Origin of the sequence: Devosia ginsengisoli, from assembly GCF_007859655.1 — a bacterium.
In the GTDB taxonomy this organism is placed as follows: Bacteria; Pseudomonadota; Alphaproteobacteria; order Rhizobiales; family Devosiaceae; genus Devosia; species Devosia ginsengisoli.
This window is the reverse complement of the sequence record NZ_CP042304.1, coordinates 854637-880189: the sequence shown is the minus strand read 5'-3', so window position 1 is coordinate 880189 and position 25553 is coordinate 854637. Positions and strand designations below refer to the sequence as shown.

Genomic DNA, 25553 nt, shown 5'->3' with positions numbered 1-25553 from the left:
TTAGAGGGTACCCCCTCCTAGCCTCCCCCTGACAGGGGAGGAACAGATCGGGTTTGCGGCGGCTCAGACGTCGCTGAGCCTGGTCCACTTGCCGTCGTTCTGGCTCGATTGCACCGAGGCCACGATGAACTGCATGCCTTCGACGCCGTCGGCCATGGTGGGCAGCAGGCCCTCATAGGCGGCGCCGTCGCCGCGGATGATGGCAGCGAACTGGCTGTAGAGCGTGGCGAAGGCTTCGAGATACCCTTCGGGGTGGCCGGAGGGAATGCGGACATTCATGGTCGAGACGGCGTTGCCGGAAATGGCACCGCCGCGGGTGAGAAGCTGCCTGGGTTTGCCGAATTCGGTGAACCACATGTAGTTCGGATTATCCTGGCGCCATTCGAGACCGCCCTTGTCGCCGTAGACGCGGAGCTGGAGGCCGTTTTCGTTGCCGACAGCGACCTGGCTGGCCCAGAGCATGCCCTTGGCGCCGCCTTCGAAGCGCAGCAGGATGTGAACGTTGTCATCGAGCTGGCGGCCGGGGACGAAGCTGGTGAGATCGGCGGAAACTGCCTGTGTTTTCAAGCCCGTAACGAAGCGGGCGAGGTTATAGGCGTGGGTGCCGATATCGCCGATGGCGCCGCCGGCGCCTGACCGAGCCGGGTCGGTGCGCCAGGAGGCCTGCTTGTTGTCGTCAGTGGTGGCTTCGGTGAGCCAATCCTGGGGATATTCGGCCTGGATGACGCGAATCTTGCCCAGCGCACCGGAGGCGACGAGTTCGCGGGCCTGCCGGATCAGGGGATAGCCGGTGTAATTGTGGGTCAGCAGGAATTTGGCGCCGTTGGCAGGCTTGATCGCGGCAAGCTTGCGGGCATCTTCCAGCGTGCTCGTGATTGGCTTGTCGCAGATCACGTGAATGCCCGCTTCAAGGAAGGCCTTGGCCGGGCTGTAATGCATATGGTTGGGCGTGACGATGGAAACGGCCTCGATGCCGTCGGGGCGCGCGGCTTCGGCGCGGGCCATGTCCTCATAGGAGGTGTAGATGCGGTCTTCGGCCAGGCCGATATTGCGACCGGATTCTTTTGCCACATCGGGGCGTGACGACAGGGCGCCGGCCACCAGCTCGTAATCGCCATCGATGCGGGAGGCGACGCGATGGACATAGCCGATAAAGGCTCCCGTGCCGCCGCCGACCATGCCCAGGCGAATGCGCTTTGCGCCGTTTTCAGCCATTGATGCCTCCTCAATATTCCAGCCTGTGGCTGGATGGTGCCACGACCTCGTGGTTCGACAGGCTCACCATGAGGTCTACTGAAAGTGCGAGTAGCCCTCATCCTGAGCCTGTCGAAGGACGAGGGCGTGGGGGGTTACGAAAGCCCCAGAATCCTGCGGTTGGCCGCCAGATCGGTGCCCGACGCCGCGAAATCGTCGAAGGCCTTTTCGGTGACGCGGATGATGTGGTTCTTGATGAACTCGGCGCCTTCGCGGGCTCCGTCCTCGGGGTGCTTGATGGCGCATTCCCATTCCAGAACGGCCCAGCCGGCAAAGTCGTATTGCGCCATCTTGGAGAAGATGGAGGCGAAATCGACCTGGCCGTCGCCGAGCGAGCGGAAGCGCCCTGCCCGGTTGATCCAGCTCTGGTAGCCCGAATAGACGCCCTGGCGGCCGGTCGGATTGAACTCGGCATCCTTGACGTGGAACATCCTGATCCGCTCGTGATAGATGTCGATATAGTCGAGATAATCGAGCTGCTGCAGCACGAAGTGGCTGGGATCGTAGAGCAGGTTGGCGCGCGGATGGTTGTTCACCCGCTCGAGGAACATCTCGTAGGTGATGCCGTCATGCAGGTCCTCGCCCGGATGGATCTCGTAGCAGAGGTCGATGCCGTTTTCGTCGAAGATGTCGAGGATCGGGGTCCAGCGGCGGGCCAGTTCGTCGAAGGCTTCTTCGACCAGGCCGGCGGGGCGCTGCGGGAAGGGATAAAGGAAGGGCCAGGCCAGCGCGCCCGAGAAGGTGGCATGCGCCTTGAGGCCGAGATTTTTTGAAGCGGCGGCACACAGCTTGAGATGCTGCACGGCCCATTCCTGCCGCGCCTTGGGATTGCCATGCACCGCCGGAATGGCAAAGCCGTCCGACAGGGTGTCGTAGACCGGGTGCACGGCGACCAGTTGGCCGATGATGTGGCTGGCCAGCTCGGTGATTTCCAGACCATGTTTGGCCGCGGTGCCCTTGAGTTCATCGGCATAGGTCTTTGATGTCGCGGCCTTCTCGATATCGATCAGGCTGTCGGCCCAGGTCGGGATCTGCACGCCCTTGTAGCCGTAATTGGCGGCCCAGCCGCAAATGGCGTCGAAGGAATTGAACGGCGCCGCATCCCCCGTGAACTGCGCCAGAAAAATAGCCGGCCCCTTGATGGTGCGCATATCGTTTCTCCTCGTTTCGAGCGCTTCGCGCCCTGGTCTTTTGCCGTTTCATGCAAACAGGCGGCGGGTGCCCGCCGCCTGTCTGGCTCGTTAGTTGACAATGTTGACCGGCAGGTGATGCCTGTCAATGAGGTACGCACCTCACTACTTCAGCAGGGCCTGGGCCTCGGCCGGGGTGAGTGCCTTGGGGCGGTCGCAGGTGGTCGACAGGGTCAGCACCTGGCCGCTTTCGCCGGCCTTGAGCAGGCTGGTCATCACGTCCACCGCATGCAGCGCTACATCGAGGCCGCAGCGGGCATTATAGCCGCCGTCGATCGAGGCGATCATATCGGCCAGGCCCGCCGTGCGGTAATTGGCACGCGGATGCTCCCTGTCGAGGTCCTGATTGGCCTTGCCGAAGGGGTGATCCCACGGGGTGACCTTGGTGCGGGTGCCAGAAATATCCGCGGTGACCAGATCGCCGCCGAAGAAGTTCGGATCGGGCACGAAGATCGAGCCGTCGGTGCCGTAGAGTTCGATATTGTGGTGGCCGTGGGCCGCCACATCCCAGCTCGCACCCATGGTGATGATGGCGCCGGAGACGAATTCGAGCACGCCATGGATGGTGGTGGGCGTGCCGACCTTGACGAAGGTGCCCTTGTAGGGGCCTTCGGCGGTCACTTCGCGCTCTGATCGGGCCATGTTGGTGAAGGCCGAGAGGCGCTTGACCGGGCCAAGCAGGTGGATCAGGTCGGTGACGTAATAGGGACCGAGATCGAGGATCGGGCCGGCGCCGGGCTGGAAGAAGAAATCCGGATTGGGATGCCAGTGTTCCATGCCGCGGCTCATGACATGGGTCGTGCCACTCATGATCTTGCCGAGCTTGCCGCTGTCGATGATGTCGCGCGCCTGCTGGTGGGCGCCGCCCAGGAAGGTATCGGGGGCAGAGCCGACCTTGAGGCCACGATCATCGGCGGCCTTTTTCAGTGCCATGCCCTCTTCGAGGGACAGCACGAAGGGCTTTTCGGAATAGGCATGCTTGCCCGCCGAGACGATATCCATCGACACCGCATAGTGGGTCGAGGGGATGGTGAGGTTCACGATGACGTCGATTTCGCTGTTCTTGAGCAGCTCGTCGGGCGTCTGTGCCGTGACGCCGAATTCCTCGGCGCGCTTCTGGGCGGCGGCGGGGAGGATGTCGGCGACGGCGCGCACTTCGAGCCCCTTGAACAGGGGCGCGAGGCGCAGATAGGCGCTGGAGATATTGCCGGCACCCATGATGCCGACGCCAAAAGTCTTGGCCATCTGGATTACTTCCACTTGCTGGCGGTTGCGATGGAGCGGGTTGCGAAACGCTCGGCATCGGAGGGCTTGTCATGTTCGGCTACGAAATACTGCGCCTTGGTCTTGCTGGTGACCTTGCCGATCAGGTTGTCCCAATCGAGCACGCCGTGGCCGACATCGGCCCAGCCGTCTTCATCGAGATTCTGGCCTGACGGGGCGATATCCTTGACGTGGACGGCGGTGATGCGGTCACCATAGCGGTCGAACCAGGCGATCGGATCGGCCTTGCCGCGCACGACCCAGGCGATGTCGCATTCCCATTCGATATTGGACGCGGTTTCGAGGATGATTTCCATCGGGGTGCGGCCGGACGTGGTCGGCACGAATTCGAAATCGTGGTTGTGCCAGCCGAAGCCGTAGCCCTCTTTCGTGTAGGTCTCGCCGGCCTTGGCCAGCGTTTCGGCCAGTTCCAGCCACTTGGACTCGTCCTCGCTGCGGCCTTCGGGGCCGATATGGGGGACGATGATCTTCTTCATGCCGAGGGTTTCGGCGGTCTTGAGCGTGGTCGAGACATCGGCGACCTGGGCCGGGCCGAAATGGCCGGTCGGCATGGAGAGGCCGTTCTTCTTGAGATTGGCGGCGAGGCCGGCGGCATCGGCATAAAGCCCGCCAAAGCCTTCGGTCTGGGTGTAGCCCAGCTTGCCGAGGGTGACGAGAAAGTCCTCGAGCGAGGGGACGTTGCGGGCACTGTAGAGCTGGAATGACAATTCGGTCATCGTGGCCTCTTGTAACGTTGGAATGGAACCATGGCATCGGTTCTGGCGATGCAGGGGTAAAGCTGTTCAGGGATGCTGTCGCGCCTGCCGGACAGGCCAATCACCGCAAAAGTAACATTTTGCCTGATAGCGGCAGAAGGACAGGAGCGGGGCGCCCGGAGGCGCCACCGCGGGATGGTAAGGTCGGCACTAGAGACGGTTGGTGGTCTCGGTGCTGAAGAACGAGCCGCGGGCCGGGTCGAAGCCGATCACCAGCTTCTGGCCGGCTTCGAGATGGACGTCGCTGGCCGCACGGAACGTCACGGGACGACCCGCAATGGTGGTCCAGGCCAGGGTATCCGAGCCCATGGGCTCGACGATCTCGATCTCGACCTCCGCCGTGTAGGGCATTTTGGCGGCGTCATCGCCGAGCAGGATATGCTCGGGGCGAACGCCCAGCACGGCCTTGCCTGTGGCCTTGGCCTTGTCGGCAAAGTCGTAGGTGGCGACCGGAATGACGGTGCCGTCTTCGGCGGTGAAGGAGGAGCCATCCAGCGTGCCATCGATGAAGTTCATCGAGGGCGAGCCGATGAAGCCGGCGACGTAGAGATTGACCGGCTTGTTGTAGATGGTGTGCGGATCGGCGAGCTGCTGGATCACGCCATTCTTCATGATGGCGATGCGATCGGCCAGGGTCAGGGCCTCGATCTGGTCGTGGGTCACGTAGATCATGGTGTTCTTGAGCCGCTGGTGCAGCCGCTTGATCTCGACGCGTAGGTCCGAGCGGAGCTTGGCGTCGAGGTTGGACAGCGGCTCGTCGAACAGGAACACGTCCACGTCGCGCACCAAAGCACGGCCGATGGCCACGCGCTGGCGCTGGCCGCCGGACAGGTTGGCGGGCTTGCGGGCGAGCAGCGGCTCGATCTGGAGGATTTCGGCGGCGCGGGCGACGCGGCGCTCGATCTCGTCCTTCTTCATGCCCGACACGCGCAGGCCGAAGCTGAGGTTCCGCTCGACGGTCATCTGCGGATAGAGCGCATAGGACTGGAACACCATGCCGATGCCACGGTCCTTGGGCTCCATCCAGGTGACATTCTTGCCCCCGATGAAGATCTGGCCGGCGGAGACGTCCAGCAGGCCGGCAATGCAGTTGAGCAGGGTGGACTTGCCGCAGCCCGAGGGCCCGAGCAGGACGATGAACTCACCCTGTTCGATGTCGAGATTGAGGGTCTCGAGCACCTTCACGCTACCGAAGTTAAGCGACAGATCGCGGATGGAAACGCTGTGTTGCATTGAATTATCCCTTCACGGCGCCGGCGGCCACGCCGCGAACGAACAGCTTGCCGGACACAAAGTAGATGATCAGGGGCACCAGGCCCGTCAGCACGGTCGCAGCCATGTTGACGTTGTATTCCGGCGACCCCTGGGCCGAGTTGACGATATTGTTGAGCTGGACGGTCATCGGATAGTTCTGCGTGCCGGCGAAGACCACGCCGAACAGGAAGTCGTTCCAGATGCCGGTGACCTGCAGGATCAGCGCCACCACGAAGATCGGCAGCGACATGGGCAGCATGATCTCGAAGAAGATACGCCAGAACCCTGCCCCGTCGACGCGGGCGGCCTTGAACAGCTCCTGCGGCAGTGACGCGAAGTAGTTGCGGAACAGCAGCGTCAGGATCGGCATGCCGAAGATGGTATGGACGAGAATGACGGCCTGCAGCGTACCGAAGATGCGCAGTTCACGAGTGATCATCACCAGCGGATAGAGGAATACCTGGTAGGGGATGAACGAGCCGAAGATCAGGATGGCGAAGAAGATTTCGGAGCCCTTGAAGCGCCAGTTCACCAGGGCATAGCCGTTCACCGCCGCGATGAAGATCGACACGATGGTGCTCGGAATGGTGATCTTCACCGAGTTCCAGAAGCCGGGCGACAGGCCCTCGCAGGTCAGGCCCGTGCAGACGCTGGTCCAGGCGCGGACCCAGGCATCGAAATTGATCTGCTGGGGCAGCGCGAAGATGTTGCCGAAGCGGATTTCGGGCATCGTCTTGAACGATGTCGCGATCATCACATAGAGCGGAAAGAGGAAGTAGAAGGAGAACAGCACCAGCACCGAATAGATGATGATCTTGCGCGGCGTGAAGAACGGCTTGGGCCGGGGCCCGCGCGGCTCGACGGCGGTGCTGGCTCCGGTTTCCGGCGCGGAGCCGGCCATGGTTGCGGTCTGGCTCATGAGCGACGTCCCTTTCCGCCGAATTCGAGATAGGCCCAGGGAACCATGATGATGATAACGGTCAGCAGCATCATGGTGGCAGCGGCCAGACCCTGGCCGATATTCCCGCCCGAGAACATGTAGTTGTAGACGTATTTGGCCGGCACTTCCGAGGAGATGCCCGGGCCGCCATTGGTCAGCGCCACCACGAGGTCGTAGAGGCGGACAATGCCGGAGCCGATCAGCACAACGGCCGTCACCAGCACGCCGCGCATCATGGGCAGGACGATGGAGACATAGGTGCGCCAGGTGGGAATGCCGTCGATACGGGCGGCCTTCCAGATTTCGTCATCGACGCCGCGCAGGCCGGCCAGCATGAGCACCATGCAGAAGCCGACGCCCTGCCACAGCCCGGCGATGAGCAGCGCGAAGAGCACCATGCGCGGATTGGCGATCCAGTCGAAGGTGAAGCCTTCCCAGCCCAGATTGCGCAACGTGCCCTGCAGGCCGAGCGTGGGATTCATGATCCACTGCCAGACCAGGCCCGTCACGATGAAGCTGAGGGCGAAGGGATAGAGCATGATGGTGCGGAAGGCGCTTTCGAAGCGGATCTTCTGGTCCATCAGCACGGCGAGCAGGAAGCCGAGCGTCAGCGTGAGCACCAGCGACATGGCGCCATAGCTGATCAGGTTGGTGACCGAAATGTTCCAGCGCGAGGTGGCGAAGAGCCGCTCATACTGCTCGAAACCGATGAATTTGCCGGTCGGCAGGAGCCTGGAATTGGTGAATGAGTAATAGACGGTCCAGAGGGTACAGCCGACGAAGACGACTAGTACGGTGGCGACCATCGGCAGGGCCGCGATCTTGGCGGGTATGTTGTGAAGGAAGGTCTTCCGAAGGAAGCCGCGCTGACCGGCTATGCCGGCGCTCTCTTCCTTATAAACGGCTGTATCCGCCATCAATCTCTCCATAAGAAAGTGGTCGACCTTGTCGATCAAGGCCGACCACCGCTTTTCAACGATGAGACCGCAGTCTCATCCGAGAAGCCGGACGATTAGTCCGCCTGTTCGATGATCGAAGCATAGCGCTCGACATAGTCGTCGACGGTGATGCTGTCGTCATCCAGGAACTCGGTGTTGAGGTCCGTCAGCTGCTGCTGGGTGTCACTGGAGAGCGAGAAGTCACCCGAGGGCAGCAGGCCCTTGTCGAGGAAGGTGAGGGCCTTGGTCATGCAGGCATTGGCACCGCTCAGATCGATGTCGGTACGGATCGGCATGGAGCCCTTCTTCAGGTTGAAGGCGAGCTGGGCTTCCGGCGAGATCAGCAGGCGAGCCAGCTGGGTCTGCGCTTCGATCACAGCCGGATCGGTGCCTTCGGGCAGAACCGGGAAGTAGAACGAGTCACCGCCACCGCTCAGCTGATCGCCGAGACCGAGAGCGGGGAGACATTCGTAGTCTTCGCCGGGGACGCCGCCGGCAACCTGCAGGTCGCCCTGCAGCCAGTCGCCGTGGATATTACCGGCAGCCGTGCCTTCGAGCAGCTGGTTACCAACGTCAGCGAAGGCCGGAACCATCATGTCGGGCGAGAGAACGCCGCGCAGGTGATCCAGAGCTTCGGCAACCTTGCGGAATTCCGGGCCACGAACGGCTTCGGCATCCTTGTCGCGGTTGATGGCGAGCACGAGGTCCGAACCGCCGAGACCGGCCATCAGCACACCCGGAATGCCCGAGAAGGGCCAACCGGTCGCAAGACCGAACGGCAGGATGCCGGCTTCTTCCAGAGCGGGCCAGGAGGCCACATATTCGTTCCAGTCCTTCGGAACGGGCTGGCCGATGGTCTCATAGGCCTTGGTGGAGAGCCACAGCCAATCCCACGAGTGGATATTGACCGGCAGGCAGTAGAGGCCACCTTCGTAGCGGCAAGGCTCGAGCAGCGATTCATCGACATAGAATTCGTCGATGTTCATGTCGGCAACGACGTCCGTCAGGTCGCGCATGAGGCCGGCCTGGATGAGTTCCTCGGCGTCACGGCCGGTATTCATCTGGGTGGCGCCCATCGGGTCGCCGCCGATGATACGGCTGATGATGACGGGGTTGGCACCGGTGCCCGAACCGGCCAGGGCGCTATCCACCCAGTGGTTGCCGGTTTCTTCTTCGAACACGCGGGCAAATTCGGCGACAGCGGCAGCTTCACCAGCCGAGGTCCACCAGTGCGTTACTTCGAGGTCAGCAGCCAAGACGGCAGTCGACCCGAGCAAAGCGGTCGCCATAGCGGCAACCACTGCAAACTTCTTCATAGAATGTCCTCCCAACGATCACTTGGAGCGAAGCGCTCCCGCGAAGCTGCCAGCCGCAAGGTTGCCTTCTTGCGAAGCATCCCGAGCTGGCGGCGTGTAATCGATTGCATCGTTCGGCTCCCGAAACCTCTGCAATCGATTGCATTAGTTTCGTACACGCCTTGCGCACCTGTCAAGATCGATTTAGATCGTTTGCATAACTGACAGCGAGAGGGGTGCTGCCGGGAATGACTCTGGTGAAGAAAACGCCGACAATTCAAGATGTTGCGCGTTTCGCGGAAGTGTCTACAGCTACGGTCAGCCGCGCCCTTTCAAGCCCTGAAAGGGTGAGCGAGCAGACCCGCGCGCGAATTTCCGAGGCCGTGCGCGTTACCGGCTATACACCCAACCAGTCGGCCCGCTCGCTGCGCCAGCGAACCGCCCGAACCATCCTCGTGGCGCTGCCCGATATCGGCAATCCGTTCTTCTCGGTCATCCTCGATGCGGTGGAGCGGGAGGCGGCGTGCCGCGGCTATGGCGTGCTGGTGGCCAACCGCTTTCCGGGCGACAGTTCGGGCCTGCTTATGCGCGATTATTTCATGTCCAACCGGGTGGATGGCTTGCTGCTGTTCGACGGCTCGGTGGATCTTGAGCAGTTGATGATGCTGACCGGCGATCCCATGCCGGTGCCATTGATCGTGGCCTGCGAGGAAATTCCCGATGCGCCGTTCCACACGGTCAAGACCGACAACGGCTATGCAGCCGAGCAGGCCACGCGCCACCTGATCGCGCTCGGGCATAAGCGCATCGGCCATGTGCTGGGGCCGCAGGGCAATGTGCTGACCGGCGAACGCCAGCGCGGCTATGCCAGGGCGATGCAGGTGGCGGGGCTGGAGATAAAGCCGGAATGGCTGCTGCAGGGCGGTTTCGCGATGGAGGCGGGCCAGGTGGCGGCGGTGCATTTCATGGGCCTTCGCGACCGCCCCACGGCGATTTTCGCGGCCAATGACGAAAGCGCCATCGGCTTCATTTCCGGGCTGCGCCAGCGCGGGCTCGATTGCCCCGGCGATGTGTCGGTCGTGGGGTTCGACGACCTGGAACTGGCGGCGCATGTCTGGCCGCCGCTCACCACGATGCGGCAGCCGCGGGCCGCGCTGGGGCGGATCGCTGCCGGGGCGCTGATCGACCTGATCGAGGGCGAGCGGCGCGATCGGGTGCCGATGCATATGGTGCTGAGCTCGGAAATGATCGTGCGGGGCACCACTGGCCGGCCCCCCTGCCCCGACGGGCTCGGATGCGGCACCGTCGGCGCTGGCTGTGCAATAGCGCGGCACAAGGCGTTCCCTTTGCGCGAAAATGCGTTAAATGAGGCCACTGCGCTGGTCCCGTAGCTCAGCTGGATAGAGCAGCAGCCTTCTAAGCTGTTGGTCGCAGGTTCAAGTCCTGCCGGGATCGCCAGTTCCTTGCTTAAAAATGCACCGAACCGATAGAGCGCCGGGTAACGGTGTCTGCCGGTGTCCCGGCTCATTTAAGGTTTCGGCAAGGACGGGGTCGGTAATTGGCCTTATGCGCGACCTGTCCAAATCTTCGTCCGGCCCCTCGGCTCTGCTGCTTGAGCGCAGGCTGGCGCCGCGGCGGAACACTGCTATCGAAGCCCGTATCACCTTCGGGAAGACCAGCCTGAACTGCATCATCCGTAACGTTTCGGATACGGGTGCCAAGCTGGAAGTGGCCAAGGTGGCCGGGATTCCGGATGTGATCCTGCTGCATGCGCCGGGGCATCGGCCGCAGACCTGCCGTGTGGTCTGGCGGGCGCTACGGGAACTGGGCGTGGAATACCGGGGCTAAGCTAGAAATCGAAACCCATCTGCGAGACGGCGCTGGCCGGGGCCGGCTTTGGCGCGGGGGGCACGGGCGTCTGCGGGGGAATGGGAGCCGGCGCCACGACGATTGCGGGCTTTGCCTTGCTGGCAGGCTTCGGCTTGGCAATCGCCTTCGGCTTGGGCATGGGCTTTGACGCCGGCGTCAGCCCGGCAAGCCAGTCGCCGACCGGTTTCAGGCGATCGGCATGCAGTGCGTAGCGGTTTTCGCGGCCGACCTTTTTCTCGCTGATCAACCGCGCCTGCCGGAGCACGCGCAGGTGGCGCGAAATGGCCGGGCGGCTGATATCGAAATGGCCGGCCAGCACATGCACCGGCTGGGCGCCTTCATGCAGGATTTCGATGATGCGGCACCGTGTTGGGTCGGCCAGGGCGACGAGGGTGGCGAGAGGCGGCATGGGCGTTCCGAAGGTTTTGACGATGCAGTAGTAACGGTCGCGTTACGCGTCAAGCGCCGGCCTTGTCGGGCAAGGGGTTATTCACCAGATGCGTTGAGCCGGGCTTTACGATGCCGCACGATGACCGTGTTGCGGCAATAATCTGGTCACTTCCCTGCGTCAGGTTCGGGAACCAGGAGGACGCGAGCCGTGCAGAAGCCAGTGGCAAAATATTCGTGGTGGAGCCGTGAGCAGCGGCCGTTCACCCTTGCCGAACTGGTGGTGGACGGCATTGTCCATGTGCTTGGCCTCGTGGTCGCCATTGCGGCCGGATCGATCCTGCTGGCCTTCGCCATTCTGGAAACCGCGCCTGAGGCCGCCCCTGCCCTCGTGGTTTATGTCGGCTCGCTCGTGGCCGTGCTCGGCGTGTCGCTGGCCTATAATCTGTGGCCGGTTTCGCCGATCAAGCGGCTGCTGGCCCGCTTCGACCAGGCGGCCATATTCCTGTTCATTGCCGGCTCCTATACGCCTTTCCTCGCTGTCATCGGCGGCACCACGACCGGAGTCCTGATGACGACCTTTATCTGGGGCGCATCGCTGATCGGGGTGGCGCTGAAACTGATCGTGCCCGAGCGCTTCGGGCGGCTGGCCATTGTGCTCTACCTGGCCATCGGCTGGAGCGGCATACTGGTGTTCCAGTCGCTGGCGCAAACGCTGCCGGCGACGACGCTCTGGCTGCTGCTGGCGGGCGGGGTGACCTATTCCCTGGGGATCGTGTTCCACCTGTGGGAAAGGCTCAAATTCCAGAATGCACTGTGGCATGTCTTCGTGGTGGCGGGCGCCAGCCTGCATCTGTGGGCGGTGATCGACTGCATGGTCATTCACCGGCTGTAGGATTAGTCGATGGCCAGCGTTCCTACGCGGTCGTGCTCCATCGTATCACCGGGCTTGAGCCCGATCTCGACCGAGCGGCCGCCCGGGATTTCCAGCACGAATTGCACCGGTACTTCGGATGGAATCGAGGTCACGTCATGCGGGCGGGCGTTGACGTGGATGGTCTTGACCACGCCATCGGCGCCGACAAAGATCATGTCGAGCGGAATGAAGGTGTTGCGCATCCAGAAGGATACCGGGCGCTCTTCCTTGAAATCGAACAGCATGCCGGCATCGTCGGCCAGTTCCTGCACGAACATCAGGCCCTGGGCGCGGCTTTCGGGCGTATCGACCACCTCGACATTGAAGCGGTAATCGCCGGTCGCCGAATGCAGCACCAGCTTGCCTTCATCGCTGCAGGCAGCGAGCGGCAGCGCTACGGTGGCAATCGCTACCGCAACCGCGGCGCGGCGCAGCGCCGGGGCAAGGCCTTGGGCATGGAACATGATGGTGAATCCTAGTGGGAAGACGGTGCGTCGCCCCAACCATCGGGCCGGATTTCGGCGACCATAAGGCCCTTGGGGCCATTGCCGTAGCGCACCAGCACATATTGGCCCGGCCGCAATTCGGTGATGCCGAAGCGGCGCAGGGTTTCCATATGGACGAAAATATCGGGCGTACCCTCGCCGGCCGAGAGGAAGCCGAAGCCGCGGATGCGGTTGAACCACTTGACTTCGAGCCGGACCATGCCCGAGGTCGGCTCGACCACGACATGGGTGCGCGGGGCCGGCATCTGGGCGGGATGGCGGGCGGTCGATCCGTCCATGGAGACGATGCGGAAGGCCTGCAGGCCACCGGGGCGATTGAGCGCCTCGACAACGATGCGGGCGCCTTCATAGGCAGTCTGGTAGCCGTCGCGGCGCAGGCAGGTCACATGCAGCAGGACATCGGGCATGCCATTGTCGGGCACGATGAAACCGAAGCCCTTGCCGGCGTCGAACCATTTGATAGCGCCGGAAACCTCGATCGTCGTGTCATGCCCGGCATCCGACGACAGCATGTCATCGTGGCCAGCCGGCCCTGTCTCCCCCGACAGGCCCGTGCCTTCTTCGCCTTCGCCAGTGAACTTGGCCCCCATGCTCCCCAAAGCCCTTTTTACTCGCCTCGCTGCCGCGAGGTACTCCACAAGACAGGAGGACACTGTGTCCGATTCAAAAGCAATTGTTAAGACTCTGTTTGGAATTGCGGCGCAAGCCGGCGCTTGGTAGGCCAGCTGCAACAATTTCGCCAAAGGAGACAGCCCCATGAAATACCTGCACACCATGGTCCGGGTGACCGATGTCGAAGCCAGCCTGCGCTTTTATTGCGAGGGCCTGGGGCTGGAAGAGGTGCGGCGGAGCGAGAACGAGAAAGGTCGCTATACGCTGATTTTCTTGGCTGCGCCGGGCGATTCGGGCGGCGAGGTGGAACTGACCTATAACTGGGACCCCGAGGAGTATACGGGCGGGCGCAATTTCGGGCACCTGGCCTATCGGACGCAGGATATCTACAAGCTCTGCCAGCATCTTAGCGATATGGGGATCACCATCAACCGGCCGCCACGCGACGGGCATATGGCCTTTGTGCGCTCGCCGGACGAGATTTCGGTGGAGCTGATCCAGGACGGATCGCTGCCGCCGCAGGAGCCGTGGCTGTCGATGCCGAACAGTGGCAAATGGTAGCTATCGGTTAGCGTACTGTTAGCATCGACGGAAACGATGCGGTGAAATTCGTTAACCGTTTTGCTTAGCCGGCGGTTAGCAAAACCGATCGTATTTTAGCGACTTCACAGAACGGACCATTGCCTGTTGCGCAAGCGCAACAGGGGTCTTTCGGAAGCCGCCATGCAGACCAAAACCCGCTCCATCGCCGCCCTGGTCGTTACGGCCCTCGCGTTAGCAGCTTGTGCCCCCATGGCGATGTTCGCCAGCTCCAGCGGCTCGGGCTATGCCGGCAAACGCAGCGACTGGGGCACGTTCGTCTCCAGCCGCGAGGTCAATGCGCTCTGCATTTCGCCCAAGCTGCGCTTCCTCATCTGGGAATTCGAGGGCCATTTCGGCAAGAAGGTCATCATGAATTCCGGCTATCGCGACGGACAGCATAACAGCGCGGCGGGCGGCGCGGACAATTCCTACCACACCAAATGCATGGCGGCCGATTTCTACATTCCGGGCGTCGACAAGGGCCAACTCATCGCCTTCGCCATGCAGACCGGCAGCGTCGGCGGGCTGGGCTGCTATCCGGGCAAGAGCTTCATCCATGTCGATGTGCGCGACCGGCCGCGCGGCTATAAGCGGCCGGTGACGTTCTCGGGGTGTTAAAAACATCCACAGGGGCTTGCACTTAACAAATCCCCCAACTATACGGTCGACCAGCGCTTAAGCGCCCTTCGTCTATCGGTTAGGACGGCACCCTTTCACGGTGCAGAGAGGGGTTCGACTCCCCTAGGGCGTACCATTCCCCCTTGCTGGCGGGGAAGCTGACAGCTAGCATCGAGTTCCTTGCTCCGCGCCCATCGTCTAGCGGTCAGGACACCGCCCTCTCACGGCGGGAACAGGGGTTCGATTCCCCTTGGGCGTACCAGGATTTCTTCTTCCCCCTACTCGAGGCCGTCGCCGGCATGTTGCCGAATGCGCATGGCCATGACCTGCGCTTGCCGCGCGCCGGGCGGGTGCAGCTAGAGGTTGTTGAGGTTGAGGCGGGCGATCAGCGGCAGCAACTGGTCGCGGGCATGGGTGCGATGGAGGCGCGCGGCGACGCTGGCGGTTTCAGGAATCGCCGGCGGCGATGGCCGCGATGAGCGTGCGATGCTCCTGGCCCGAGGTGACAGGCAGCGGGCGCAGATTGAGCGTGAACATGCGCGCACGGTGCAACTGGTCCTTCACAGTGCCGACAATCCTTTGCAGGCGCCGGTTGCCGCAATTGGCCACGAGAAGGTCGTGGAAGGCTTCGTCGGCGACGGCCCACTGCTTGAGGTCTTCGCCTTCGAGCGCCCTTTGCATGGCTGAGGTCTGCGCTTCAAGCGCCGCGACCAGCTTGCGCCTTTCCTCGCTGCCAAATTGCGCCAGACGGGCGGCCGCCGCCCCTTCCAGGGCGATGATGACGTCATAGATTTCCTGCACATCTTCAGAAGTCAGGCCGCGCACCAGGATGCCGCGCCGTGGCTGAATGCGGACCAGCCCCTCCTCCTGCAGGCGGGCCATGGCTTCGTGAACCGGGGTGCGGCTCATATCGAGGCGCTTGGCTATGTCCACCTCGGCAGCCTGGAAGCCGGGAGGAAAGACGTTATCCAGGATGGCCCGCTTGATTTCGGCATAGGCCAGATCGACCAGATTCTGCTTGCCGTCATCCGCCTCGACATCCGGCTCGACGGATAGACGCGGTGGGTTGTGCGGGGCCGACGACGACTGAAGTTGTTGGGTAGAACGCATGATGCCTCTCATTACGCCGCCAGCCTAGCGTGCCGATTTCCGGTTGACAAACGGTAGCGCACATCCTCACATTTATTCTTGCATGCAAGATAACATACATAGACATGCTGCAAGGGAGGAATTCCATGATCACCAAAATAGCGGCCACCGTGGCCCTGATGGCTGGCCTCAGCGTCTCGACGCTGGCAATGGCGCAGGACTTTCCCGACCATCCGATCACCATCCTGGTGCCGGCCGCGGCGGGCGGTCCCAGCGACACGGTGGCGCGCCTGGTGGCGGATGCGCTGGGCAAGGAACTCGGCCAGCAGGTGCTGGTGCAGAATCAGGGCGGCGCGGGCGGCTCGCTGGGCTCGGGCGCCGTCGCCGAGGCTGAGCCCGACGGCTATACGCTGCTGCTCTATCATATCGGGGTGGCGACCTTTGCCGCCCTGTACCCTGCCCTGCCCTATGTTCCAGCCGATTTCACGTCGGTGGGCCTGATTACCGAAGTGCCCATGACGATCGTCGGCCGCAATGACCTGCCGCCGGCCGATATCACTGAACTGCTCGCCTATCTCAAGGACAATGCCGATCAGGTCACCTTCGGCACGGCGGGGGTTGGCGCGGTGTCCCACCTGTGCGGCATGCTGTTGGAAGAGGCTATCGGCACCACGCTGACCAATGTGCCCTATAAGGGGTCGGGGCCAGCCATGACCGACCTGATCGGAGGCCGCATCGACCTGATGTGCGACCAGACCACCAATACCACTACCCAGATCAAGGCCGGCGAAATCAAGCCCTATGCGGTGACCACGCGTGAGCGCATTGCAGTCTTGCCGGACCTGCCCACCCTGGCCGAAAGCGGCCTCGACGGCTTCGAGGTTTCCGCCTGGCATGCTCTGTGGGCGCCCGCCGGAACGCCGGAAGATATCAGGCTGAAGCTGCCGGCGGCGCTGCAGGTTGCCCTGACGGACCCCACGCTGATCGAGCGCTTTGCCGGACTGGGCACCGCGCCGGTGCCCGCCGAGATGGCGACGCCCGCGGCGCTGGACGAGCGCTTCAAGAGCGAGCTGGAGCGCCTGGGCGCACTGATCGCCACGCTGCCCCAAAACTGACCTCCCCGGGCGCGGCGCTGTTGCCGCGCCCACCTTCTTCATACGGATATCATCATGCGCGAATATCGTATCGCCGCCATCCCGGCCGACGGCATCGGCCCTGAAGTCATCGCCGCCGGCCTACAGGTGCTCGAAACCCTGGAAAAGCGCGTCGGCGATTTCAAAATCCACACCCAGACCTTCGACTGGGGTTCGGACTATTATAAGCGTCACGGCGCGATGATGCCGGCGGACGGCATCGAAACGCTCAAGCCGTTCGATGCCATTTTCTTCGGGGCGGTCGGGGCGCCCGACGTGCCGGACCACATCACGCTGTGGGGCCTGCGGTTGCCGATCTGCCAAGGCTTTGATCAATATGCGAATGTGCGGCCAACGCGCATCCTGCCCGGCATCCAGTCGCCACTGGCCAATGTCGGCACTGGCGATCTCGACTGGGTCATCATCCGGGAAAATTCGGAAGGCGAATATTCCGGCCATGGCGGGCGGGCACATCGCGGCCTGCCCGAGGAAGTGGGCACCGAAGTCGCCATCTTTACCCGTGTGGGGGTGACGCGCATCATGCGCTACGCCTTCCGCATGGCCCAGTCGCGGCCGCGCAAGCTGCTGACCGTGGTCACCAAATCCAATGCGCAGCGCCACGGCATGGTGATGTGGGACGAGATTGCCGCCGAGGTATCGAAGGAATTTCCCGATGTCACCTGGGACAAGATGCTGGTCGACGCCATGACCGTGCGCATGACGCTCAAGCCACAGAGCCTCGACACCATTGTCGCCACCAATCTGCATGCCGACATCCTGTCGGACCTGGCTGGCGCACTGGCTGGCAGCCTGGGGGTTGCCCCGACGGCTAATATCGACCCGGAACGGCGCTTTCCCTCGATGTTCGAGCCCATCCACGGTTCGGCCTTCGATATCACCGGCAAGGGCATCGCCAACCCGGTCGCCACGTTCTGGACGGCAGCGCAGATGCTCGAGCATCTCGGCGAAGCCAAGGCGGCCAGGGTGCTGATGAATGCCGTGGAGCGCGTCACCGGCGAAGGCGTGCTGACGCCGGATGTCGGCGGCACAGCCACAACGCGCGACGTGACCGAGGCGGTGTGCCGGGCGATCGAGGGCGCCAACATCATCTAGTGCGGTCAGCCGATGCTGGCCTGCAAATGCCGGTTTTCACGGCACTATCGGACTCGTGGAGAGAACCCCTCACCCGGTTTTCCGCTGAACGCGGAAAACCACCCTCTCCCGCAAGGGGCGAGGGGTGGCTCCACTCCGGAGGATGACAAGCGTCAGGCCAGGACCCCTGCCCCGACATGATGCCGGCCGATGGGGATGATCATGGGGGTGTCGGAGATGGGGTCGATGACGACGCGTGAGGTCATGCCGAAGACGTTGGCGACAACGGCTTCGGTCATGACGTCGGCGGGGCGGCCTTCGGCGACCAGTTGGCCGGCTTTCATGGCGACGATGTGGTCGGCGTAGCGGCAGGCGAGGTTGAGGTCGTGGAGGACCACGACGACGGTGCGGCCGGCATGCTTGACCAGGTCGGTGAGGAGGTCGAGGACTTCGACCTGGTGGTTGATGTCGAGGAAGGTGGTGGGTTCGTCGAGCAGCAGGACGTCGGTCTGCTGGGCCAGGGCCATGGCGATCCAGACGCGCTGGCGCTGGCCGCCGGAGAGTTCATCCACCGGGCGGTCGGCCAGGTCGAGCGTGTTGGTGGCGGTGAGGGCTTCGGCAACGGCGGCATCATCCTCCGGGGTCCAGCGGCGGAACCAGCCCTGATGGGGATAGCGGCCGCGACCGACCAGATCGGCGACGACGATGGCATCGGGGGCGATGGGGGATTGCGGTAGGACGCCGAGGATGGTGGCGACTTCGCGGGTCGGCATCTGGTGGATGGGCTTGCCATCGAGATAGACGGCGCCGCGGGTGGGCGCGAGCAGGCGCGCCAGACCCCGGAGGACGGTGGACTTGCCGCAGGCATTGGCGCCGACGATGACCGTGAGCTTGCCGGGCGGGATGGTGAGGCTGAGGTCGTCCACGACCTTGCGCTCGCCATAGCCGAGATCCATGCCGGCGGCGAGAAGCTGGTGGTTCGTGGTCATTTCACAATCCTCTCGAAGGCCTCATGGTGAGCTTGTCGAACCATGCGGACGGGCGCGCCGCCGGTGCCACGCCCTCGTGGTTCGACAAGCTCACCATGAGGTCTACTTGAGATGCGGGGGTGGAGTACCATCAGTTCACCTTACCGGCCCGGTTGGAGACGACCAGCAGCCAGAGCAGGAAGCCGGCGCCGAAGATGCCGGTGACGACGCCGACGGGGAGTTGGACGGCAGGAAGGGCGTGCTGGGCGACGAGGTCCGAGCCGAGCATGACCAGGGCGCCGACGAGAGCGGCCTGCACAAAGCCCTTGCCCGCGCCTGACAGCAGGTTGCGGGCGATGGGGCCGGCGACGAAGGCGACGAAGGTGACCGGGCCGACCGCAGCAGTGGCGAAGGCGGCATAGGCCACGGCGACCAGCATGAGGCCCAGCCGCACGGCTTCGACGCGGGCGCCGAGGGCGGTGGCGGTATCGTCGCCCAATTGCATGGCATCGAGCGTGCGAACCAGCAGCACGGTGACGGGGAGCAGCAGCGCCAGGGCAATGGCGAGGCCGATAATATCGCCGCTATTGGAGGCGTTGAGGCTGCCGACGAGCCAGCCAAGGGCCTTCTGCACCTCGAAGAGGCGGGCGCGGGTGAACAGGTAGGACATGACTGATGCCATCATGGCGGCCATGCCGATGCCGATCAGCACGACGCGATAGGCCGTGACGCCGCCGCGCCAGGACAGGGCATAGATGACGAGCGCAGTGACGATGGCGCCGACCAGGGCGCCCAGCGAAACAAGGATGCCGGAGAAGCCCAGGATGATGATGCAGAACACGGCCGAGGCGCTGGCGCCATGGGAAATGCCGATAATATCGGGGCTAGCCAAGGGGTTACGCAGAAGCGTTTGGAAAATGATTCCGCTGAGGGCGAAGGATATTCCGGTCAGAACGGCCAGGGTGGCGCGGGGCAGACGGACATTGAGCACGATGAAATCGACGCCCCTGTCGGTCAGGCCGGTGATGGGCGAGAGCAGCGAGCGCAGCACCTCGCCCGGCGGCACGTAGTAATCGCCGAGATAGAGGGCGGCGGCGAAAGTCAGCGCCAGGAGGACCAGCAGCGCCAGCGTGACCGTGCGGCGGCGGGTGGCGAGGCGGTGGCGGATGTGGCGGACGGTGCCTGTTGCGTCGAGCGCGGTCATCAGAGGCTGGCCAGCTTGCGGCGGCGGACCAGCGCGATGAAGAAGGGCGCGCCGAGAAAGGCGGTGACAATGCCCACCTGCACCTCGCCCGGCGGGGCGATGACGCGGCCGATGACATCGGCGCCAAGCAGCAATATGGGTGCCAGCAGCATGGAATAGGGCAGAATCCAGCGGTAGTTGGGGCCGGTCATGGCGCGGGCGACGTGGGGCACGGTGAGGCCGACAAAGGCGATGGGACCGGCAGCGGCAGTGGCGCCGCCGGCCAGAATGACCGCCGCGAGGCCGGCTATGGCACGGGAGCGGCCGACATTCTGCCCGAGGGAGCGGGCGACGTCCTCGCCCATGGAGAGGCCATCGAGCATGCGGCCGGTGGCGAGGGCCAGGACGATGCCGACGGCGAGGAAGGGGGCGACCTGGATGAAGATTTCCATATCGCGGCCGACGAGCGAACCGACCTGCCAGAAGCGGATTTCATCGAGCGTGCGCGGGCTGGTGAGCAGGATGGCATTGGTGACCGACTGCATGGCGGCCGTCATCGCCGCGCCGGCCAAAGCCAGCTTGATGGGGGTGGCGCCTTCGCGGCCGAGCGAGGCCACGGCATAGACCACCAGCATGGCGACGCCAGCGCCGATAAAGGCCAGCCAGACATAGGCGCTGAGCTGGGTGATGCCGAAGACAGCAACGCCGAGCACGACGAAGACGGCGGCGCCGGAGTGGATGCCGAGAATGGACGGATCGGCCAGGGGATTGCGGGTGGCTCCCTGGAGGACTGCGCCGGACAGGCCGAGGGCGGCGCCGACGGCCAGGCCGATGGCGGTGCGCGGCAGGCGGAGATCCCAGATGATGCGGTGATCGGTGGAATCTGGGTCGAAGGCGGTTAGCGCCGTCCACACCGTTTCGAGCGTGATCGGGCGGGCGCCGACGGTGATGGAGAAGAAGGCGACCAGCAGCAAAGCCACGGCAAGGCAAAGGAGGCCGAGCGCAAGCGCGGCCCCCCTGGTCCTGACGACGCCTGCCGGTGTGTCGGGCATCAGTCGCCCAGGTTCTCGTCGGCGGCGTTGATGGCTGCGGTGATCTTGTCGAGCTCGCCGGCATAGGCGTGGTAGCTGCGTAGCCAGAAGGCCGGCCAGTCGGTGACGGCGCCGGCTTCGGCGGCCTTCATCAGGGTCCAGGTGGGCTGGGCCAGAGCGGTTTCCATGGTGGCGGGCGAGCGATTGTCGACCAGGATCAGATCGGGCTGGTACTTGTCGGTGTTTTCCCAGGAGAGGGTTTCCCAATAGCCGCGGTCATCGGCGACTTCGGGATCGATGAGGTTGAGGCCCCAGGCGTGGAAATCCATCAGCTCGGCGGCGCCGGCGGTGGCGGCGACATAGAGTGCGTCGGTGCCGGCCCAGACGGCGAGCGCGGTGAGATCAGGCTTGGCTGCGGTGGCGGCCTCGAAGGCGGCTTTCGCGGCGGCGAAGGCGGCCTTGTCGGCGGCGATGGAGGGCTCGTCGAGATCGGCGCCGAGGCTGGTGGCGATGGTTTCGTAATCCTCGATGAGGGCGAGGATGGAATCGCCATTGGTGGGGCCGGTGATGGGGGCGAGCGGGGTCAGCGCATTGACGACGTTTTCGCCACCGCTCCAGGCATTGTCGAGGGGCCAGTATTCGGCAATGACCAGATCGGGCTGCAGCGCGGCGGCCTTTTCGATATCGACCTCGCCCCAGGCCTGGCCGATGATCTCGATGCCCGTGAGGTCGAGGCCCTGCAGGGCCTTGGCATCGGCCAGGGGGCCATCGGCATAGATGCCGACCGGGCGGATGCCCAGCGGGATGAGGCCGGCCGCGGCGTCCTGGCTGGCGATGATGCGGGTGGGCACGGCGTCGAGGGTGACGGTGTTGCCCAGACTATCGGTGTAGGACCAGGGTTCGGCATGGGCCATGAGCGGGGTCAGGGCAAAGGCGGCGACGGCGAGGGAAAGCAGGGTCCTGGACGGCATTTTCGGCTCATGCGCTGGTGACGAAACTTGGCCGTTCCCTACGGGAGGTAAGTTGATTGGTCAAGTCATGTTTAGCGCAAGGGAGTGTGGGACGACTGGCACCCTGAGGGGATGCCTATTCTGGATGTCTGGGTGCTTTCCCTTCTCCCCTCGTGGGAGAAGGTGCCCGAAGGGCGGATGAGGGGGCGCCGGGCTGTCCGTTGGCAGTGAAGCATGGGATGGCGCAGCCCCCTCACCCGGAAATCCGCTGGACGCGGATTTCCACCCTCTCCCACGAGGGGAGAGGGTAAGGCCTGCGCTTCAGGTCTACACTCCCTAACATGAGGGCCGCAGAGCGGCGGTCAGGCCGGTTTGCGGTATTGGTAGATGCCGACGTCGATGGAGCCTTCGGTGAAGCCGGCTTCGCAATAGGAGAGGTAGTAGACCCACTTGCGTTTGAATTCTTCGTCGTAGCCGAGCGGGGCGATCATGGGCCAGCGCTCGAGGAAGCGTTCGCGCCAGAGCTTGAGGGTGCGGGCATAGGAGAGGCGGAAGGTTTCGACGTTTTCGAGCACCAGATTGTACTTGTCGCCGAAGTCTTTCATCACCGTCTTGGTCAGCAGCATGCCGCCGGGGAAGATGTAGCGCTGGATGAAATCGGGGCCGCTCTTGTAGCCGTCGAAATCCTCTTCGCGGATGGTGATGGCCTGGATGGCGGCAGTGCCGCCGGGCTTGAGGCGGTCGTGGATGGTCTGGAAATAGCTCGGCCAGTTGTCCTCGCCGACGGCCTCGATCATCTCGATGGAGCCGATATGGTCGAACTGGCCTTCGGTGTGGCGATAATCCTCGAAGACCAGGGTGGCGAATTTGTCGAGGCCCTGGCGCGCCAGGCGTTCGAGGCCGAATTTGAGCTGTTCGGCGGAGAGGGTAATGCCGCGCAGGTGGGCCTTGTAGTCGCGGGCGACGGTTTCGGCGAAACCACCCCAACCACAGCCGATTTCGAGCACGGAGGAGCCCTCGGTGATGCCGGCCATGTCGGCGACGCGGCGGTATTTGGCGAGTTGGGCTTCTTCGAGGCTCTGGTCGCCGGAGGTGAAGACCGCCGAGGAATAGGTCATCGAGGGGTCGAGCCACTGGCCGTAGAAATCGTTGCCGAGGTCATAGTGCTCGGCGATGTTCTTCTTGGAGCCTTCGAGCGTGTTGCGGCGCGCCAGGTGGTAATGCAGGTCGCCGGCGGCCTTGCGGAAAAAGCCGGGATTGGCGCTTTCGAACATGTCGCGGTTCTGCAGGAAGAAGCGGAACAGGGCCGTGAGGTCGTCCACTTCGATATCGCCATTCATGTAGGCGGCGGCAAAACCCACGGTGCCGCGCTGCATGGCCTCGGTGAGGACGCGGAAATTTCTGAGGCGCAGCACGGCGTGTTCGCCGGTCGCCGGATTGCCGACCGTGCGGGTGCGGCCATTGGGGAAAATGACAGTCAGCGCGCCATGGCTGGGCTTGCCGATCATGGTCACGCCGATACGCTCGACGGCCCAGGAGGCAAACCGGGTCCACAGGGTTGCGCCGGTATCGGTGGAATTTTCTGCTAGGGACTTCGTCATCGGGCCGCTTGATCCAAATTACTAAACCTGGCGACAGCATCCGAGCTGTCGTCTCAATGCGCGTGTCGGCGGCACACCCTTGAGCGGAAAACAGCGCCTCCAGGGTCTGCCTGAAGCCAGTTTATCCGCCATAAGGGGATATGCAAGCAGCAGTTTCTGCGATTTCACCCCTTGGGGCGGGCCAGATCGGTAAGGCGGAGCTGCACCTGCTCGCGGCCCTGATAGTGATCGATGGAGAGCGCGCCGGCGAAGTGGAACGCCGAATCGCCATCGCGCAGCAGGGCATCGCCAATGGCCGTGCTGGCGGCGCGGAAGGCGATGGCCTTGAGGCGGGCGCCATCCTCGGAGGCCAGGGTGAAACTGACATGGCCGCCCTTGCCGACGACCTGGGCGAAGCGGGCGCGATGGGCGGGAAAGGCGAAGACCGGGCCGGGATTGCCTGATCCATAAGGCCCTGCCCGCTCCAGATCATGCACCAGATCGAGGCTGGCGCCGCGCGCTGTCAGTGCCGCATCGATGGAGAGCGCGGTGGCGGCGCGGGCGGCGGTGACATCGACCGAGAGCGCCCCGGCGAGGAAGGAGCGGAACGGGCCGAGCTGGCCCGGCTTGATGGTGACGCCGGCCGCCATGGCATGGCCGCCACCCTTGGCGACGAGGCCGAGTTCTACCGCCTCGATGACGGCGCGGCCGAGATCGACGCCGGGCATGGAGCGACCCGAGCCGGTGCCCGTGCCATCGGGGCCGAGGGCGATGGCGAAGGTGGGGCGCTCGAAGCGTTCGCGCAGGCGGGCGGCGATGAGGCCGGCAACGCCGGGATGCCAATTGGCTGAAGCGAGGACGAGGACCGGCGGCCCCTCCCCGCTGCCGATTTCCATTTCGGCGACGGCGGCGGCTTCCTCCACAGCCTCGACCTCGATGCGCTGGCGCTCCGCATTGAGTTCGTCGAGCCGGGCGGCGATGGCGAGGGCGTGGTGTTCATCGTCCACGGTCAGCAGTTCAGTGCCCATGGCGGCATTGCCGATGCGGCCGCCGGCATTGATGCGCGGGCCGATGAGGAAGCCGAGATGATAGGGATTGAGCGGGCCGCTGAGCCGGGCGGCGAGCGCCAGGGCGGCAATGCCCTTGTTGTCGCCGCGGCGGGCGACTTCGAGGCCGCGGACGACGAAGGCGCGGTTGAGGCCGGTGAGCGGGACGACATCGCAGATGGTGGCAAGCGCCACGAGGTCGAGCAGTTTCAGCAGGTCCGGCAGACCGGTGTCGCCGCGGTTACGCAAGGCGCGGTTGACGGCGACCAGCACCATGAAGGTGACGCCGGCGGCACAGAGATAGCCGAGGCCGGAAATATCGTCGGGGCGGTTGGGATTGACCAGAGCGGTGGCGTCGGGGAGCTCGTGGTCGCTGAGGTGGTGGTCAATGACCAGCACATCGGCGCCCCTCTGCCGCGCATGGGCGATGGGGCCGTCGCTGGTGGTGCCGCAATCGAGGGTGATGATGAGGGTGGCACCGGAATCGATCAGCTTGTCCATGGCCGCGATATTGGGGCCATAGCCTTCGAAAATGCGGTCGGGGATGTGGACCTGCGGCTCGATGCCGAAATGGCGCAGGTATCTGGCCATGAGGGCGCAGGAACAGGCGCCGTCGACATCGTAATCGCCGAAGAGGGCAATGGCCTCGTTGTCTGATATGGCCTTGGCGAGGCGCTCGGCCAGGGCATCCATGGCGGTCAGCGTCGAGGGATCGGGCATGAGGCCGCGAATGGTGGGCTCGAGCCAGGTGGCGGCTTCATCGAGGCTCACGCCGCGGGCGGCGATGATGCGGGCGAGGATTTCGGAGATGCCGGCGCGCTGGGCGATGGCGGTGGCCGTACGGGTGGTGGCGGCATCGAGCCGGTCGATCCAGGCGCGGCCGGTGACCGAGCGGGTGACGTCAAGGAAAGGGCGCGGCGCGTCGAGCATGAGGGAGAGGTAGGCGATTTGGGAGGTGGTGGGAAGAGGAAGAGTACCCCCTCCTAGCCTCCCCCTGAAAAGGGGGAGGAATCCGGCCGGTGTGTTTGGCAGGCAACGAGTTCCCCTTCTCCCCTTGCGGGAGAAGGTGCCCGAAGGGCGG

At 64.0% G+C, this 25553-nt stretch carries 25 protein-coding genes and 3 tRNA genes; 10 read left to right on the top strand and 18 right to left on the bottom strand.

From position 1 onward, the window contains the following. Window positions 1-63: 63 nt before the first annotated feature. From FPZ08_RS04295 to FPZ08_RS04260, 8 genes are all read right to left on the bottom strand, one after another. On the bottom strand, window positions 64-1215 hold the full coding sequence (locus FPZ08_RS04295; RefSeq protein WP_146288840.1) for a Gfo/Idh/MocA family protein: 1152 nt from the start codon (window positions 1213-1215) through the stop codon (window positions 64-66). Between the two features lie 134 nt (window positions 1216-1349). Continuing rightward, window positions 1350-2405, bottom strand: a complete 1056-nt coding sequence (locus FPZ08_RS04290; RefSeq protein WP_146288839.1) for a sugar phosphate isomerase/epimerase family protein — start codon at window positions 2403-2405, stop codon at window positions 1350-1352. A gap of 144 nt (window positions 2406-2549) precedes the next feature. Then, complete coding sequence (locus FPZ08_RS04285; RefSeq protein ID WP_146288838.1) at window positions 2550-3689, bottom strand: Gfo/Idh/MocA family protein; 1140 nt, start codon at window positions 3687-3689, stop codon at window positions 2550-2552. A 5-nt stretch (window positions 3690-3694) separates the two neighbouring features. Next, window positions 3695-4444, bottom strand: coding sequence for a sugar phosphate isomerase/epimerase family protein (locus tag FPZ08_RS04280; RefSeq protein WP_146288837.1), 750 nt, complete (start codon window positions 4442-4444; stop codon window positions 3695-3697). A gap of 189 nt (window positions 4445-4633) precedes the next feature. Next, complete coding sequence (locus tag FPZ08_RS04275) at window positions 4634-5716, bottom strand: ABC transporter ATP-binding protein (RefSeq protein ID WP_146288836.1); 1083 nt, start codon at window positions 5714-5716, stop codon at window positions 4634-4636. Window positions 5717-5720: 4 nt separating this feature from the next. Next, window positions 5721-6638 (bottom strand): carbohydrate ABC transporter permease, encoded by a 918-nt coding sequence (locus FPZ08_RS04270; RefSeq protein WP_246132872.1) that lies wholly within the window; start codon window positions 6636-6638, stop codon window positions 5721-5723. A gap of 14 nt (window positions 6639-6652) precedes the next feature. Next, window positions 6653-7555, bottom strand: a complete 903-nt coding sequence (locus FPZ08_RS04265) for a carbohydrate ABC transporter permease (RefSeq protein WP_425457592.1) — start codon at window positions 7553-7555, stop codon at window positions 6653-6655. Between the two features lie 134 nt (window positions 7556-7689). Continuing rightward, window positions 7690-8931, bottom strand: a complete 1242-nt coding sequence (locus FPZ08_RS04260) for an ABC transporter substrate-binding protein (RefSeq protein WP_146288833.1) — start codon at window positions 8929-8931, stop codon at window positions 7690-7692. A gap of 227 nt (window positions 8932-9158) precedes the next feature. On the opposite strand from FPZ08_RS04260, the gene FPZ08_RS04255 reads away from it, so the two are divergent. The 3 genes from FPZ08_RS04255 to FPZ08_RS04245 all read left to right on the top strand — a co-directional run bounded on the left by FPZ08_RS04255 (window position 9159) and on the right by FPZ08_RS04245 (window position 10758). Next, window positions 9159-10301, top strand: a complete 1143-nt coding sequence (locus tag FPZ08_RS04255) for a LacI family DNA-binding transcriptional regulator (protein ID WP_146288832.1) — start codon at window positions 9159-9161, stop codon at window positions 10299-10301. Next, window positions 10292-10368 (top strand) — tRNA-Arg (locus FPZ08_RS04250). Before FPZ08_RS04255 ends, FPZ08_RS04250 begins: the two co-directional genes overlap by 10 nt. A gap of 108 nt (window positions 10369-10476) precedes the next feature. Next, entirely contained in the window at window positions 10477-10758 is a 282-nt protein-coding gene (locus tag FPZ08_RS04245; protein WP_186767202.1) for a PilZ domain-containing protein, read from the top strand. Window position 10759: 1 nt separating this feature from the next. Here the strand turns inward: FPZ08_RS04245 and FPZ08_RS04240 are convergent, their stop codons facing one another. Beyond that, on the bottom strand, window positions 10760-11188 hold the full coding sequence (locus FPZ08_RS04240; RefSeq protein WP_146288830.1) for an ArsR/SmtB family transcription factor: 429 nt from the start codon (window positions 11186-11188) through the stop codon (window positions 10760-10762). Between the two features lie 189 nt (window positions 11189-11377). On the opposite strand from FPZ08_RS04240, the gene trhA reads away from it, so the two are divergent. After that, window positions 11378-12061, top strand: a complete 684-nt coding sequence (gene trhA / locus FPZ08_RS04235) for a PAQR family membrane homeostasis protein TrhA (protein ID WP_146288829.1) — start codon at window positions 11378-11380, stop codon at window positions 12059-12061. 2 nt (window positions 12062-12063) lie between these two features. Here the strand turns inward: trhA and FPZ08_RS04230 are convergent, their stop codons facing one another. Continuing rightward, on the bottom strand, window positions 12064-12546 hold the full coding sequence (locus tag FPZ08_RS04230) for a DUF192 domain-containing protein (protein ID WP_146288828.1): 483 nt from the start codon (window positions 12544-12546) through the stop codon (window positions 12064-12066). An 11-nt stretch (window positions 12547-12557) separates the two neighbouring features. Then, window positions 12558-13100 (bottom strand): cold-shock protein, encoded by a 543-nt coding sequence (locus FPZ08_RS04225; RefSeq protein WP_246132870.1) that lies wholly within the window; start codon window positions 13098-13100, stop codon window positions 12558-12560. Window positions 13101-13344: 244 nt separating this feature from the next. Here FPZ08_RS04225 and FPZ08_RS04220 point away from each other — a divergent pair, with 244 nt between their 5' ends. The 4 genes from FPZ08_RS04220 (at window position 13345) to FPZ08_RS04205 (ending at window position 14662) form a co-directional block, all read left to right on the top strand. Continuing rightward, window positions 13345-13761 (top strand): VOC family protein, encoded by a 417-nt coding sequence (locus FPZ08_RS04220; RefSeq protein ID WP_146288826.1) that lies wholly within the window; start codon window positions 13345-13347, stop codon window positions 13759-13761. A gap of 162 nt (window positions 13762-13923) precedes the next feature. After that, window positions 13924-14400 (top strand): YcbK family protein, encoded by a 477-nt coding sequence (locus FPZ08_RS04215; protein ID WP_146288825.1) that lies wholly within the window; start codon window positions 13924-13926, stop codon window positions 14398-14400. Between the two features lie 61 nt (window positions 14401-14461). Beyond that, a tRNA-Glu gene (locus tag FPZ08_RS04210) sits at window positions 14462-14536 on the top strand. Between the two features lie 51 nt (window positions 14537-14587). Then, window positions 14588-14662: transfer RNA gene (locus FPZ08_RS04205), tRNA-Glu, on the top strand. Window positions 14663-14847: 185 nt separating this feature from the next. Here FPZ08_RS04205 and FPZ08_RS04200 read toward each other — a convergent pair. After that, window positions 14848-15510: a GntR family transcriptional regulator gene (locus FPZ08_RS04200; protein ID WP_246132800.1), complete on the bottom strand. Its 663-nt coding sequence runs from the start codon at window positions 15508-15510 to the stop codon at window positions 14848-14850. Between the two features lie 125 nt (window positions 15511-15635). Between FPZ08_RS04200 and FPZ08_RS04195 the strand changes: the two genes are divergently transcribed. Continuing rightward, the gene (locus FPZ08_RS04195) at window positions 15636-16604 is read left to right on the top strand and encodes a tripartite tricarboxylate transporter substrate-binding protein (RefSeq protein WP_146288824.1); all 969 of its coding nucleotides are present in this window, start codon (window positions 15636-15638) and stop codon (window positions 16602-16604) included. Window positions 16605-16658: 54 nt separating this feature from the next. Beyond that, window positions 16659-17735 (top strand): tartrate dehydrogenase, encoded by a 1077-nt coding sequence (locus FPZ08_RS04190; protein WP_146288823.1) that lies wholly within the window; start codon window positions 16659-16661, stop codon window positions 17733-17735. Window positions 17736-17887: 152 nt separating this feature from the next. Here the strand turns inward: FPZ08_RS04190 and FPZ08_RS04185 are convergent, their stop codons facing one another. The 6 genes from FPZ08_RS04185 to recJ all read right to left on the bottom strand — a co-directional run bounded on the left by FPZ08_RS04185 (window position 17888) and on the right by recJ (window position 25402). Further along, window positions 17888-18703, bottom strand: a complete 816-nt coding sequence (locus FPZ08_RS04185; RefSeq protein ID WP_146288822.1) for an ABC transporter ATP-binding protein — start codon at window positions 18701-18703, stop codon at window positions 17888-17890. 130 nt (window positions 18704-18833) lie between these two features. After that, window positions 18834-19886, bottom strand: coding sequence for a FecCD family ABC transporter permease (locus FPZ08_RS04180; RefSeq protein WP_146288821.1), 1053 nt, complete (start codon window positions 19884-19886; stop codon window positions 18834-18836). Continuing rightward, on the bottom strand, window positions 19886-20917 hold the full coding sequence (locus tag FPZ08_RS04175) for a FecCD family ABC transporter permease (protein WP_186767201.1): 1032 nt from the start codon (window positions 20915-20917) through the stop codon (window positions 19886-19888). The genes FPZ08_RS04180 and FPZ08_RS04175 overlap by 1 nt, the downstream gene beginning before the upstream one ends. Continuing rightward, the gene (locus FPZ08_RS04170) at window positions 20917-21867 is read right to left on the bottom strand and encodes an ABC transporter substrate-binding protein (RefSeq protein WP_146288820.1); all 951 of its coding nucleotides are present in this window, start codon (window positions 21865-21867) and stop codon (window positions 20917-20919) included. The genes FPZ08_RS04175 and FPZ08_RS04170 overlap by 1 nt, the downstream gene beginning before the upstream one ends. A 341-nt stretch (window positions 21868-22208) precedes the next feature. Next, window positions 22209-23447, bottom strand: a complete 1239-nt coding sequence (locus tag FPZ08_RS04165) for an SAM-dependent methyltransferase (RefSeq protein ID WP_146288819.1) — start codon at window positions 23445-23447, stop codon at window positions 22209-22211. 164 nt (window positions 23448-23611) lie between these two features. After that, window positions 23612-25402: a single-stranded-DNA-specific exonuclease RecJ gene (gene recJ / locus FPZ08_RS04160; RefSeq protein WP_146288818.1), complete on the bottom strand. Its 1791-nt coding sequence runs from the start codon at window positions 25400-25402 to the stop codon at window positions 23612-23614. Window positions 25403-25553 lie beyond the last annotated feature (151 nt).

What these genes read in the sequence shown, in the direction of transcription:
- FPZ08_RS04230 (WP_146288828.1), bottom strand. Translation starts at nt 12,546, where the DNA reads ATGTTCCATGCCCAAGGCCTTGCCCCGGCGCTGCGCCGCGCCGCGGTT.
- FPZ08_RS04225 (WP_246132870.1), bottom strand. Translation starts at nt 13,100, where the DNA reads ATGCTGTCGTCGGATGCCGGGCATGACACGACGATCGAGGTTTCCGGC.
- FPZ08_RS04275 (WP_146288836.1), bottom strand. Translation starts at nt 5,716, where the DNA reads ATGCAACACAGCGTTTCCATCCGCGATCTGTCGCTTAACTTCGGTAGC.
- FPZ08_RS04215 (WP_146288825.1), top strand. Translation starts at nt 13,924, where the DNA reads ATGCAGACCAAAACCCGCTCCATCGCCGCCCTGGTCGTTACGGCCCTC.
- FPZ08_RS04280 (WP_146288837.1), bottom strand. Translation starts at nt 4,444, where the DNA reads ATGACCGAATTGTCATTCCAGCTCTACAGTGCCCGCAACGTCCCCTCG.
- FPZ08_RS04195 (WP_146288824.1), top strand. Translation starts at nt 15,636, where the DNA reads ATGATCACCAAAATAGCGGCCACCGTGGCCCTGATGGCTGGCCTCAGC.
- FPZ08_RS04290 (WP_146288839.1), bottom strand. Translation starts at nt 2,405, where the DNA reads ATGCGCACCATCAAGGGGCCGGCTATTTTTCTGGCGCAGTTCACGGGG.
- FPZ08_RS04295 (WP_146288840.1), bottom strand. Translation starts at nt 1,215, where the DNA reads ATGGCTGAAAACGGCGCAAAGCGCATTCGCCTGGGCATGGTCGGCGGC.
- FPZ08_RS04200 (WP_246132800.1), bottom strand. Translation starts at nt 15,510, where the DNA reads ATGCGTTCTACCCAACAACTTCAGTCGTCGTCGGCCCCGCACAACCCA.
- FPZ08_RS04245 (WP_186767202.1), top strand. Translation starts at nt 10,477, where the DNA reads ATGCGCGACCTGTCCAAATCTTCGTCCGGCCCCTCGGCTCTGCTGCTT.
- recJ (WP_146288818.1), bottom strand. Translation starts at nt 25,402, where the DNA reads ATGCTCGACGCGCCGCGCCCTTTCCTTGACGTCACCCGCTCGGTCACC.
- FPZ08_RS04255 (WP_146288832.1), top strand. Translation starts at nt 9,159, where the DNA reads ATGACTCTGGTGAAGAAAACGCCGACAATTCAAGATGTTGCGCGTTTC.
- FPZ08_RS04285 (WP_146288838.1), bottom strand. Translation starts at nt 3,689, where the DNA reads ATGGCCAAGACTTTTGGCGTCGGCATCATGGGTGCCGGCAATATCTCC.
- FPZ08_RS04165 (WP_146288819.1), bottom strand. Translation starts at nt 23,447, where the DNA reads ATGACGAAGTCCCTAGCAGAAAATTCCACCGATACCGGCGCAACCCTG.
- FPZ08_RS04190 (WP_146288823.1), top strand. Translation starts at nt 16,659, where the DNA reads ATGCGCGAATATCGTATCGCCGCCATCCCGGCCGACGGCATCGGCCCT.
- FPZ08_RS04185 (WP_146288822.1), bottom strand. Translation starts at nt 18,703, where the DNA reads ATGACCACGAACCACCAGCTTCTCGCCGCCGGCATGGATCTCGGCTAT.
- FPZ08_RS04270 (WP_246132872.1), bottom strand. Translation starts at nt 6,638, where the DNA reads ATGGCCGGCTCCGCGCCGGAAACCGGAGCCAGCACCGCCGTCGAGCCG.
- FPZ08_RS04220 (WP_146288826.1), top strand. Translation starts at nt 13,345, where the DNA reads ATGAAATACCTGCACACCATGGTCCGGGTGACCGATGTCGAAGCCAGC.
- FPZ08_RS04170 (WP_146288820.1), bottom strand. Translation starts at nt 21,867, where the DNA reads ATGCCGTCCAGGACCCTGCTTTCCCTCGCCGTCGCCGCCTTTGCCCTG.
- FPZ08_RS04175 (WP_186767201.1), bottom strand. Translation starts at nt 20,917, where the DNA reads ATGCCCGACACACCGGCAGGCGTCGTCAGGACCAGGGGGGCCGCGCTT.
- FPZ08_RS04260 (WP_146288833.1), bottom strand. Translation starts at nt 8,931, where the DNA reads ATGAAGAAGTTTGCAGTGGTTGCCGCTATGGCGACCGCTTTGCTCGGG.
- FPZ08_RS04180 (WP_146288821.1), bottom strand. Translation starts at nt 19,886, where the DNA reads ATGACCGCGCTCGACGCAACAGGCACCGTCCGCCACATCCGCCACCGC.
- FPZ08_RS04240 (WP_146288830.1), bottom strand. Translation starts at nt 11,188, where the DNA reads ATGCCGCCTCTCGCCACCCTCGTCGCCCTGGCCGACCCAACACGGTGC.